Source organism: Streptomyces monticola (genome assembly GCF_042665355.1).
GTDB classification, from domain to species: domain Bacteria; phylum Actinomycetota; class Actinomycetes; order Streptomycetales; family Streptomycetaceae; genus Streptomyces; species Streptomyces monticola.
On the sequence record NZ_JBHTCF010000003.1, the window covers coordinates 246,247 to 257,450 of the forward strand.

Consider the following 11,204-nt stretch of genomic DNA (forward strand, 5'->3'; position numbering starts at 1 on the left):
CGCGGCAAGGTGACCCGGGGGCGAGACCAGCGACCACCGGGCCAATGTCACCGTTCGCCCGATATGTACGCTGGGCTGGCCCCGCACGCCCCACCAGCCCCCGAAAGCCCTCATGGAACTCACCCTCGTCGCCGTCGTCGGCGTCATCAGCATGGTCGCCGTCGCCGCCTTCTCGAAGCGCCTGGGGATCGCGGCCCCGATGAGCCTGGTCGTGGTCGGTATCGCCCTGAGCTTCGTGCCGGGTGTGCCGGCCCTGGAGGTCGAGCCCGAGCTGATCCTGGCCGGGGTACTGCCGCCGCTCCTCTACTCGGCGGCCGTGAACATGCCTGCCACCGACTTCCGCCGCAATTTCGGGGCGATCAGCGGCCTCGCGGTGGTGCTCGTCGCGGTCAGCACGCTCGGCTCGGGCTGGCTCTTCCACTGGCTCCTTCCCGAGATCGGCTGGCCCGCAGCCTTCGCGCTCGGCGCGGTGATCAGCCCCACGGACGCCGTGGCCGCCACCTCGGTGGGCAAGAAGCTCGGCCTGCCGTCACGCCTTCTCACCCTCCTCGAAGGCGAAGGCCTGATCAACGACGCGTCGGCGCTCGTACTGCTCCGCTCGGCCATCGCGGCGATGGCGGGGTCGGTGTCCATCTGGGGAGTCGCGGGGGACTTCGCGTTCTCGGTGGTGATCGCGGTCGGCGTGGGCCTGGCCGTCGGCCTCGTGAACGTCCGCGTACGGGCCCTGCTCAACGACACCGTCCTCAACACCGCGATCTCGTTCGTCGTACCCTTCGTCGCCTTCCTGCCCGCCGAGGAGTTCGAGGCGTCGGGCGTCCTCGCGGTCGTCGTCGCCGGCCTGGTGACGGGACATCAGAGCCCGCGGTATCTGCGCGCACAGGACCGGATCGGTGAGGCCATGAACTGGCGCACCCTCGCCTTCCTCCTGGAGAGCGCCGTCTTCCTCCTCATGGGCCTCGGCCTGAAGACTCTGATCGACGAGGTGCACGAGGCCGGGTACAGCTCCGGACGCGCCCTGCTCATCGGTCTGGTGGCCGCCGCCTTCGTGATCGTCGTCCGGATCGCGTTCGTCGCCCCGCTGATCGCCGTGATGCGCAACGACGCCCGGCGCGCCGCCGAACTCAAGCCGCGACTGGAGTCGCTGCAGGCCCGTATCGACGACCTCGACACGGACAGCCGCTTCGGTCCCAGGCAGGCCGAGCGGATGCGCCTGCGGGTCACGCGCGGCGCCGCCGACGTGGAGTTCAAGCTCAACGAGGCGCTGGGGAAGCGCGGCGGTGTGGTCCTCGCGTGGGCCGGGATGCGGGGCGCGATCACCGTGGCCGCGGCACAGACACTGCCCGAGGACACGCCCCTGCGCCCGCAGTTGATCCTGGTCGCCTTCGTGGTCGCCGTCACCACGCTGCTCCTCCAGGGCCTGACACTGCCCGCGCTGATCCGCCGTGTGAAGGTGCCGGGTGACGACAGGGCCAAGCTGCGCGAGGAGTTCGTACAGCTCGTCTCGGAGCTCGGCGAGAGCCGCGAGGCCGTCCTCGCCGAGGCGGCGAACTCCGGCGGCTACGCACCCGGGGTCCTGGAGCAGGTGCGCGGCGACAGCCTCGCCGCCCGCCCACGAGGCGGTTCGAAGCCCATGTCGGCCGACGGTCTCGACGAGGCGCGCGAGCAGTACCTGACGCTGCGCCTGAAGGTGCTCGACGCCGAACGCGACCGGCTCCTGACCCTGCGCTCCCAGCACCGCTACAGCTCACAGGCGCTCGGCCACGCCCAGCAGGTTCTCGATCTGCAGTCCGCGCGCATGGAGCAGCTCGCGGAGAGCACCGCCGACGCGTGACCGCCGAAACGCGGCCCGCCCGCAAGTACCCCTGAGAACCCGTGAGCACACCTGGGGCGCCCAGCTCACTGAGCAGCTCGGGGTTCGGCGCCTCGTAGATCTCGGACTCCAGATCCGCCGGCTGACGCCGCAGCCCCTCTTGCTCTGCACGCAGCTCGACGCTGCGGTCACGGATACTGCGCCCGAAGTCCTGACCGGGAGCGTCGACGAGTTCAGGACTGCGGATCAGCCGCCTGCCCCTGGCCCGGGTCTCGGCGATGGCCTGGCGCAGGGCTGACGTACGACTCTGGCGGGCCTGCCGCGCGTCGTACCGTGCAGCGCCCGCCGGTACGAGAAGCACAGGCGGCTCGGCCGGGTCTGTTCCCGTGCAGTGGCGGGTGCTTCCGTCCCTGCGTTGCTGGGACGGCACGGGCGAAGGTGCCGCACCATGTCCGGCTCCTCTTCAGACGGATGTCCTCCACCTCAAGAGGCCGGTTTTCCCGGCTCTTTCGACACGCCGCTGAGGCTCTTTCGACACGCCGCGGACAGTTCCTGCCGTTCGACGCCCCTGTGACAGGCCCCGCCCGTCGCTCAGTACCCAATCGCAGGGTTCAGGTCCTGATACGCCTCGCGCAGCTCCGGCGCCTCGGGCAGCTTGCGTGCTTCCACCGATCGCACGATCTCCAGCACCCGCCAGTGGTTGGCCGGGAGCAAGCGCTCGGAGAGGACGGCGTTCTGGGCTGCGTCACACGCCTCGTCGAGTCGGTCGAGGGACAGCAGCGTCAGCGCGAGATCGAGATGAGCCGTCACGATACGGCGGGGCCACGTGCGCGGCTCGACACCGGGATGGAGAGCGCCGATCACTTCTCGGGCCGGGGCTTCGGCGGCGGGGTCGCCGATCCAGCTCAGCGTGGTCGCCAGGTACGACGTCGCCTTGGCCGGGTCGTACTGGTAGTGATGTTCCTTCTGCGCATGCAGCACGACCGACGAGGCGAGTCGCTGAACCCGGTCGATCGCCGCATACGCCTGCCTCTTCTCCCCGAGGCGGGCCTGCGCCCGGCCTCCTGCGCCGTGGCCTGCACCTCGGCCGAGCTGCCCCGGGGAGCGATGTTCTGGGCAGCTGCGGAGAGTTGGACGGAACGCGGGTAATCCCCCGCCGTCAAGGCCCGCCAGGCCTCGGTCTCATACGTCCACGCCTGGATCTCGGCATGCCCCGCATGCTGAGCCAAGAGAGCCGCCGTCCGGAGCCTGGCGCCGGCGGCACCGCCTTCCTTCAGATCCACGTGCAGCGTGGCGGCCAGCAGCGAGAGCCAGCCACCGATCACCAACAGGCCCTGGTGCTCGGCCAGCGTCTTGCGTTCGTCCAAGAGCTTGGTCACGTACGCACAGTGACGTCGCACATCGCGCAGCAGGACGGACGGATCGTCCGTCTGATAGCGCACGGCCATCAGGTCGAAGGCGGCCTCCAGCCGTTCGAGGGTCTCGCGTCCGATGTCGCTCGCCTCGACCCTGCGCGCCAGTTCCAGAGCTTCCAGATCATCGTCCGGGCCGCCGTCCGTGCCGGGATCCGTGAAGGGCGGGTGAGCGTCGGCGTCCGGAGCGGGATCCGTCCCTGCCAAGGCCATCAGGGCGCCCTCGGAACCGGTGAGTCGGTCAAGGCCCTGGGCCAGCTTCGCGGATGGCTGCTGGCGACCGTTGAGGACTCGGCTCGGATACGCGGCGTCCTAGTTGAGATCGCGGGCGGCCTGACCGACGGAAGTGCCTGTGCCCTCCGGAGCGGCGCGGGCGCGGGCTGCGAAATCGCTCATGGGTCGGCTCCCGACGAGGCGTTGACCGATGACTTCCAGAGTAGTCACCGACCGTCAACTCGTGTTCCGCGCGCCGTCATCGAAGCATCGACGCATACGGACCCAGGCGACCGCGCGAACGGCCCCGGGACATGGCCGACTGACCAGGAGTCGACGTGGATCAGATCAGGGCCAAGGACGAAGACTGCGACATCGCGCCGAGGATGCGGCTTCGGATCTACACGGTGAACCGCGAAGGTGCTGTCACCAGCGATACGGGCGTGCGCGGCTTCGACGGCTGCGACGAAGACATCGCGATCACTTCGCCACGGAAGTACCCGCCCTGCGCCTGCATGTGGTGCCGAAACGCAAGGGCCTCTCGATGAGCTATCAGTGGTGTTCCGGGCACGACGGGAAGACCGCTGCACCCGTACTCGTCGCGCTCATCGAATCGATGAATCGATGAGCGGCATCGGCGGCAGCGTCCATGCCTGCCCGACGTGCGTGACGGACTACAGGATCACCACGCTCGCCGATGACCCCATGGCGCGCGACGGGATCCCACAGCGCAGGAACGCCAGGAAGAAAGGCAGAGGGCCCGTTACCTCTCCCACCACCTAAACCAACTGGCGGCGACGGGGACCCTTTTCCCCTGCTCCCTCCAGGGGTGGGTCACCGTCGCCACTCGGTTCGTCACCCGACAGGAAGGGACATCGTGCACGTACAGAACACCGCCGTCGCGTCTCGGGCACCCGATGTCTGCCGGCTCGGCCCAGGGGCATGCCTCGAACACGGAATCAGCGGCACGCCTCTCAGGAACCCGTCCAACACATCAACTCGAGGCGGTAGCCCTGCCCACGACCAGCCATGGTCAGCTCCTGCCCAGGGCACCCCGAGCCCCCCTCAAGCGCCCTTGCGCCCCGAAGCCGCCACGATCAGGACGCGGGTGCCCGGCAGGGTGGAGCGCCAGCGGTGGCGCACACCGCCGGTGAGATAGAGGGTGTCGCCGGCCGTCAGGCGGTACGTGTGCCCCTCGGCCCGCACTTCGGCGCCGCCGTCGGCGACGTACATCAACTCGTCGTGGCCGTGCAGGAATTCACGGTCGGCGGACTGTTCGCCGGTGAACTCCAGGGCGTGCAGCTCCCGGTCGCCGCGCACCAGCGGGCGGACCCGGGCGTCGGGGGCGAGAGGGGCGGTGGCGCCCGCGCGGACGACGTCCACGGCACCGTCGACGGACTCCGCCGCGGCGAGCAGCTCCACGGCGGTGGTGGCGAGGGCGTCGGCGAGGCGCTGCAGGGAACGCATGCTGGGCCGGGCCCGGTCGTTCTCTATCTGGCTGAGGAACGGGGCGGACAGACCGCTGCGTCCGGCGACCGCCGCCAGCGTCAGGTCGAGCGACCGCCGCCGCCTGCGCACCGCACCGCCCAGGCGCGGCGGCTGCCCCGCCCTGCCCTCGTCCGTCATCCCGCCCCTGCCCTCGGTGCTCGGTGCTCGGTGCTCGGTGCCGTGCATCGTGGCGTCCACCCTGCCTCCGACCCCGGCAGCGTACGCAGCCGCCCCGGGTGATTTCGTACGCCCTTCATGGCGCCGACACACAACACCCCTAGCTTCAAAGGAGTTTGAGTACATCAAAGAAAGCTTGAAGGAGTTCTTCACGTGCCCCGGAACCCGGCCCCCAACCCCAAGGTCGACCAGAACCAGCGCCGCCGTCGCGGCAGTGGCCTCATCGCACTCGACGCGGACGCCGCGAGCCCGGGATACACGCTGTACGCGCCGCTGACCGGCAGCGGCGAGGTGTATCTCGTCGATCTGCACGGGCACACCGTGCACACCTGGCGGCTGCCGTACCGGCCGGGGCGGCACGCCCGGATCCTGGACGGCGGGACGCTCGCGTACAACGGGGTGCTGCCCGGCCGGGAGTCGCTGTTCCCGATGTGGCACAAGTACCGGGGCGGCGTCATGCTGCGGGCCGCCCCGGACGGCACGGTGCTGCACGAGCACCTGGATCCGTTCCAGCACCACGACGCGCATCATCTCGACGACGGCGGGATCCTCTACACCGGCCTGGAGCCGCTGCGCGGGTCCGACGCGGCCGCGGTGCGCGGCGGCGTTCCCGGCTCGGAGGCGGACGGGACGGTGTGGGCGGACACCATCAAGGAAGTCGACGCCGACGGGAACGTGACGTGGTCGTGGCGCGCGGCCGAGCATCTGGACCGCGCGGAGTACGCGCTGCACCCCGCCTACGCGCGCGAGCACTGGCCGCTGGTCAACAGCGTGACGCCGCTCGCCGACGGCAATGTCCTGGCCAGTCTGCGCAGCGTCTCCGCCGTCGTGGTGATCAGCCGGGCGAGCGGGGAGATCCTGTGGCGCACCGAGCCGGGCACGGTCTCCCAGCAGCACTGCCCGGTCGAACTGCCGGACGGGAACTTCCTGGTGTTCGACAACGGAGTGTTCCGGCCGGGCCACGATGTGCCGTACTCGCGCGTGGTGGAGATCGAGCGGGCGGGCGGGAAGGTCGTGTGGGAGTACCACGACCCCGCCCGCGAGGCGTTCTTCGCTCCGTTCATGGGTGCGGCGCAGCGCCTTCCGAACGGCAACACGCTGGTGACCGACTCGCCCGCGGGCCGGCTCTTCGAGGTGACCGCGGACGGCTATCTGTGCTGGGAGTACGTCGTGCCGCACTTCGGCGCCTACGCGGAGGCCGAGGTGCGGCGGTTGTTTCCGGCGGAGCCGAACGCGGTGTTCCGGGCCTATCGCTACACCGCGGCCGAGCTGCCCTGGCTCACCACCCCTTCCTGAGCGGGGAGTTGAGCGGCCATCCGGTCCAGGGCGCGCAGCAGGGTGCGGGCCGTGGTGTCGTTCTGCCGGAACGCGGGGGCGTCGGTGCGGGGGCGGGCGAAGGCGGCGACCGCACGGCCGGTGGTGGGGGCGCCGAGCGCGAGGCGCCTCGGGTGCGGGCCCTCGGGGGTGTACAGGCGCCCGTCGCCGGGGTCGGTGCGGATCCGGCCGGTGCGGTGGCGGGCGCCGGAGCCGGTGTGGGTGTCGGCACCCGGGTCGGCGTCGGTGAGGACTTCCTCGCTGATCCCGCCGCTCTGCCGCAGCCGGCGAAGGAGCGGGTCGGCGGTGTGTTCCAGGGTCGGCTGTGGCAGCCGGGCCTCGATGAGGGTGGTGGCGGTCACCGTGTGTCCGGGCACGGAGGCCGAGCGGGCGCGGAAGACGCCGTGTTCCTCGTCGGCCACGACCTCGAGGCCCGCGCCGAGGAAGCGGACGATCCCGGCCCGGGACAGGGCCCGAAGTTCCCGCAGCCTGAACGCGGGCGGCCCGGAGGCGAAGTAGCTGAAGAAGCCGTGCCACCAGCCGTCCAGCTGCCGCGCCACGGAGTCGGCGCTCAGACTGCCGGAGGCGGCCAGGCGCGGCAGCTGGCCGTAGACGGACAGCAAGGCGTAGAAGGCGCCCAGGTCGGCGCTGTGCGCCGGGTCCGAGCGGCGTGCCACGTCGGCGTCGACGTAGGCGAGCAGATGTTCACGGAAGGCGTCGGGGCCGGGGAAGGTACGGCCGTCCAGGGGCCGGTCGAGAGCTTCGAGGTCGAGGCGGTCCGCCGGGTCCGGCACGGCCTGGGCCACGAAGGCCCTCATCTCGGGCGTGTACCAGTCGAGTTGCTCGTACGCGGCCAGGAACCGGGGCCAGTCGAGGGTGGTGCGGTCCGGGTGGGCGCGGAACAGCTCGTGGTAGTAGCCGTAGCCGGTCTCCTTGGCCATCAGGGGCCAGACGTCACGGCGCAGATCGAGACGGCGGCCGCGGCGGGCGGCGCCGTCCGCGAGGGCGTCGAGCCGTTCGGGGCCGAAGTAGCGGGGCAACGGGGCGCGTTCGGCCTGCAGTTGGTAGCCGGGTTTGGAGTGATAGGGCACGCCGCGCCGTGAGCCGACGTACAGGACCGGCTCACGGCCCGACGCCCGGTAGACCGGCTCGCCGTCGGGACCGGTGGTGTGGTGGCCGCCGCGCCCCTCGGTGAGCAGCACGGCGAGATCGACGAAGGCCAGGCCGAAGCCGCGCAGCAGGACGGGTTCACCGGGTGCGATGCCGTTCAGGTCGCGCTCCGCGTCGGCGGAGAACTCCGGTGGCAGATAGCGGAGTCGGCGGCGGCGGGCGAAGGCCGCCAGGCGCCGCTGCTCTTCGGTGGGTGTCGCGGACAGATGGCCCTGGGTGAGGACGACGAGGTCGGCTTCCAGAGGTTCGGTGCGGCCGGCCAGGTGCAGCCGCTGCGGCCCGTCGGCGGGACCGGTCAGTGCGGTGGCGGTGGTCGGGTGCACCCGCACGGTGATGTGCGGCGGCAGCTCGGTGACCACGCGCCGGAACACCCAGTCCAGGTAGGCGCTTTGGGCCCGCCGGGTGGGGAAGTCGGCGGGCCGCAGCGCGGCCAGCTCGGCGCGGACGTCCGGGTCGGCGACGGGCCGGTACGGCGGGTGCAGCTCGGGGTGCGCGGCCCATTCGGCGAGCGAGGGCCCGGTCCTCACCGGCCCCTTCAGGGTCGAGGAGGCATCGGTGAACATGGTGACGTCCTCGGCCATGGAGTTCATGCGCAGCAGCGGCGACTGGTCGTGACGCCACACCCGGCCGGGGCCCGGCGGGTGCGGGTCGACGAGGTGGATGCGCAACGGGCGTGCGGTGTCCCACAGTTCGGGCGCGCTGGCCGCGAGCCGCTCAAGGAGGCCGGTGGCGCGCGGGCCCGCGCCGACGACGGCGAGCACGGCAGGGCGGGCGGGCACGGCGGACACGGCGGGGCGGGCGGGCACAGCCGGGTGGGCGAAGGCGTCGCGCGTCATCGGCGCTCCCCCGCCCGCACGGATCCTCCCGCGGGAGCGGCGTCCCGTGCCGTCGCCGCGCACAGGCGGGCCCGCAGCGCCACGGCGCGGGCGCGCAGGCGTTGCAGCGGCGTGGGCGGCAGAGTGCGCTCGGCGCCGCGGGCGTAGTGCCGTTCGACGTAGAACTGGACGGTGGTCAGGACGGTGGTGACCGCGATGTACCAGAGGGTGGCGACCATCAGGAGCGGGATCACCTGGTAGGTGCGGTTGTAGACCAACTGCACGGAGTACAGCAGGTCCTGGACGGCGAGGATGGACACGATGCTGGTGCCCTTCAGGGTGCCGATCAGCATGTTGCCCGCGGTGGGCACGATCGAGCGCATGGCCTGCGGCACCACGATGCGGCGAAGGAGGCGCCACCGGCTCAGGCCGAGCGCCTGGGCAGCCTCGGTCTGGCCCGCGTCCACGGAGAGGATGCCGCCGCGCACCACTTCGGCCGCGTACGCCGCTTCGTGCAGGGTCAGGCCGATCAGGGCCGTGGCGGCAGCGCCGAAGAGGTCGTTCGTCTTGAGGGTGAGGAACTCGGGGCCGAAGGGGATGCCGAGGCCGAGCGTCGGGTAGAGGGCGCCGATGTTGAACCAGAACAGCAGCTGCACCAGGAGCGGCGTCGACCGGAAGATCCAGATGTAGCCCCAGCTGAGCGTGCGGAGCACCGGGTTGGCGGAGAGGCGAAGCACGGCGAGCAGGGTGCCGATGAGAAAGCCCAGGACCATCACAGCGGCGGTGAGCCACAGGGTGAGCAGCAGCCCGTCGAGCACGGCGGGGGTGGTGAAGTAGTCGCCCACGACGCCCCATTGGAAGCGCGGGTTGCGGATGACCGAGTTCACGGCCATCACGAGGAGCAGCAGCGCCACGGCGGCGGCGAGCCACCGGCCGGGGTGGCGGCGGGCGACGGTGCGCACGCCTGGACTCTGCGCTGCGGCGGCCGGCTCTGGTGCGTTCGGGCGCGCGGGATCGGTGACGGGCTTTTGGTGCAGGGTGGCCATCGGGGCTCCGGGACTCGGGCAGGACGGGGTGCGCTGTGCGCCGTCGTCGTCCGCCGCGTCCCTCAACACGGCTGGAGGGGGCGGGCGTTGATCCCCGCGGTCCGTTCCTGCCGTCGAGCCTACGACGGTGCTGCTGCGGTCGTGTGAACAGCGTGTGGCAGCTGCCGGTCGCGGGCCCTGTGGCGGTTGACGGCCCGGAAAGTTCGGTGCTCAACTGTCGGCATGTCCGCAGAGCTGCATCTGGTCACCCGCGACCACATCGACTTCGGTCGGGTGTGGTCGGCCGCGTGTCCTGTCTGACCAAGCGCTCAGCGGTGAGTCCGGCGTAGCACCTGCGGGTGCGTCGTGGCCGGTCCGCTCCCCTGCACGCGTTACGGCGCACTCCCTCCCTCGCGTTCCGCGTCGCCGTCGTCAGCCGTAACGCCGTCGCACCCCGGTTCCTCGCCGCCGTGCACCCCGGTGTGCCCTCGCATGCCCGTTGCACCTGTCGGCTTTCGCTTCGTACGCCCATGTTCGTACGCCCATGAAAGGCCCGTCATGCCTGTGGAGTTCCTCGGTATCGCCGCGACCAACGACGGCTCCGAGACCGGCGCCCGCTCGGGTGCCGCCTTCGACAAGGACTACACACTGCGGCTCGCCCGCGCCCACGAGGACCACGGCTGGGACCGGGTCCTGTTCGCCTACTCGTCCGGCTCTCCCATTCCGGCCCCGGCCGCCGCGTATCTGGCGGCCAAGGTGGAGAAGCTGCAGATCCTGCTCGCGCACCGGCCCAACGTCGCGTATCCGACGTACGCCGCCCGTACCTTCGCGACCCTCGACCAGATCAGCGACGGCCGCCTCACCGTGCACTTCATCACCGGGGGCAGCGACCAGGAGCAGGGCCGCGAGGGCGACACGCTCACCAAGGACGAGCGCTACGCCCGCACCCGCGAGTACATCGACATCGTCAAGCAGGTGTGGACGCGGCGCGAGGCCTTCGACCACGAGGGCGAGCACTACCGCTTCCACGACTTCGTCTCCGATGTCTTCCCCGTGCAGGAGCCGCGCCCCGGCGTCTCGTTCGGCGGCTCGTCGCCCGCGGCGTACGCGGCGGGCGGCGCCGAGGCGGACATCTACTGCCTGTGGGGTGAGCCGCTCGCCGAGACCGCGCAGCAGATCGAGTCGGTCAAGGCGGCCGCCGCCGCGGCGGGCCGCGGCGATGTGCCGCGGATCCAAGTGGCGTTCCGGCCGATCATCGCGCCGACCGAGGAGCTGGCCCGGGAGAAGGCGCAGCGCACGGTGGGCGCCATCAAGCAGCGCCGCGAGGAGGGGCTCGTACGCCATCATCGCGGCGACCGCCCGCAGAACACCGGCTCACAGCGGCTGATCGCCCTCGCCGAGCAGGGTGAGCGCTACGACCGGGCGCTGTGGACGCCGACGGCCGCGGCGACCGGCGGCGCGGGCAACTCCAACGCCCTCGTCGGCACCCCCGAGACGGTCGCCCAGGCCCTGCTCGACTACTACGACCTGGGCGTGGACATCCTCTCCGCACGTGGCTACGACCTGCTCGGGGACGCCATCGACTTCGGCCGGCACGTCATCCCGATCGTGCGCGAGGAAGTCGCCAAGCGGGACAGGCAGCGGGCCCCGCGCGGCCCGGGCGCAGTCGACCCGGCGCTCGGCCTCGACCTCGGCGCCGCACCCCTGGCGGTCTCCGGATGACCTCGTCCGTCGCCGGGCCGGGGGCGCGTTCCGGCGAGGCCCCTGACACCCCGGCCCG

At 71.5% G+C, this 11,204-nt stretch carries 9 protein-coding genes; 4 read left to right on the forward strand and 5 right to left on the reverse strand.

Going from position 1 to position 11,204, the window contains the following annotated elements; all coding sequences use genetic code 11:
• Window positions 1-112 precede the first annotated feature (112 nt).
• Window positions 113-1,831: a cation:proton antiporter gene (locus tag ACFQVC_RS09525; protein WP_381828888.1), complete on the forward strand. Its 1,719-nt coding sequence runs from the start codon at window positions 113-115 to the stop codon at window positions 1,829-1,831.
• 570 nt (window positions 1,832-2,401) lie between these two features.
• On the opposite strand, the gene ACFQVC_RS09530 is transcribed toward ACFQVC_RS09525, so the two are convergent.
• Window positions 2,402-2,791: a hypothetical protein gene (locus tag ACFQVC_RS09530; RefSeq protein WP_381828890.1), complete on the reverse strand. Its 390-nt coding sequence runs from the start codon at window positions 2,789-2,791 to the stop codon at window positions 2,402-2,404.
• Window positions 2,716-3,435, reverse strand: a complete 720-nt coding sequence (locus tag ACFQVC_RS09535; RefSeq protein ID WP_381828892.1) for a hypothetical protein — start codon at window positions 3,433-3,435, stop codon at window positions 2,716-2,718. The genes ACFQVC_RS09530 and ACFQVC_RS09535 overlap by 76 nt, the downstream gene beginning before the upstream one ends.
• 338 nt (window positions 3,436-3,773) lie before the next feature.
• On the opposite strand from ACFQVC_RS09535, the gene ACFQVC_RS09540 reads away from it, so the two are divergent.
• A complete protein-coding gene (locus ACFQVC_RS09540; RefSeq protein ID WP_381828894.1) occupies window positions 3,774-3,983 on the forward strand; it encodes a hypothetical protein in 210 nt (69 codons plus the stop codon).
• A gap of 517 nt (window positions 3,984-4,500) precedes the next feature.
• On the opposite strand, the gene ACFQVC_RS09545 is transcribed toward ACFQVC_RS09540, so the two are convergent.
• The gene (locus ACFQVC_RS09545) at window positions 4,501-5,061 is read right to left on the reverse strand and encodes a helix-turn-helix domain-containing protein (protein WP_381829522.1); all 561 of its coding nucleotides are present in this window, start codon (window positions 5,059-5,061) and stop codon (window positions 4,501-4,503) included.
• A gap of 192 nt (window positions 5,062-5,253) precedes the next feature.
• On the opposite strand from ACFQVC_RS09545, the gene ACFQVC_RS09550 reads away from it, so the two are divergent.
• Entirely contained in the window at window positions 5,254-6,396 is a 1,143-nt protein-coding gene (locus tag ACFQVC_RS09550) for an aryl-sulfate sulfotransferase (protein ID WP_381828896.1), read from the forward strand.
• Here ACFQVC_RS09550 and ACFQVC_RS09555 read toward each other — a convergent pair.
• Both ACFQVC_RS09555 and ACFQVC_RS09560 read right to left on the reverse strand, forming a co-directional pair.
• On the reverse strand, window positions 6,354-8,420 hold the full coding sequence (locus ACFQVC_RS09555; RefSeq protein ID WP_381828898.1) for an FAD/NAD(P)-binding protein: 2,067 nt from the start codon (window positions 8,418-8,420) through the stop codon (window positions 6,354-6,356). The genes ACFQVC_RS09550 and ACFQVC_RS09555 overlap by 43 nt on opposite strands.
• On the reverse strand, window positions 8,417-9,445 hold the full coding sequence (locus ACFQVC_RS09560) for an amino acid ABC transporter permease (protein ID WP_381829524.1): 1,029 nt from the start codon (window positions 9,443-9,445) through the stop codon (window positions 8,417-8,419). Before ACFQVC_RS09560 ends, ACFQVC_RS09555 begins: the two co-directional genes overlap by 4 nt.
• A 537-nt stretch (window positions 9,446-9,982) precedes the next feature.
• On the opposite strand from ACFQVC_RS09560, the gene ACFQVC_RS09565 reads away from it, so the two are divergent.
• The gene (locus ACFQVC_RS09565) at window positions 9,983-11,146 is read left to right on the forward strand and encodes an LLM class flavin-dependent oxidoreductase (protein WP_381828900.1); all 1,164 of its coding nucleotides are present in this window, start codon (window positions 9,983-9,985) and stop codon (window positions 11,144-11,146) included.
• The last annotated feature ends 58 nt before the right edge of the window (window positions 11,147-11,204 follow it).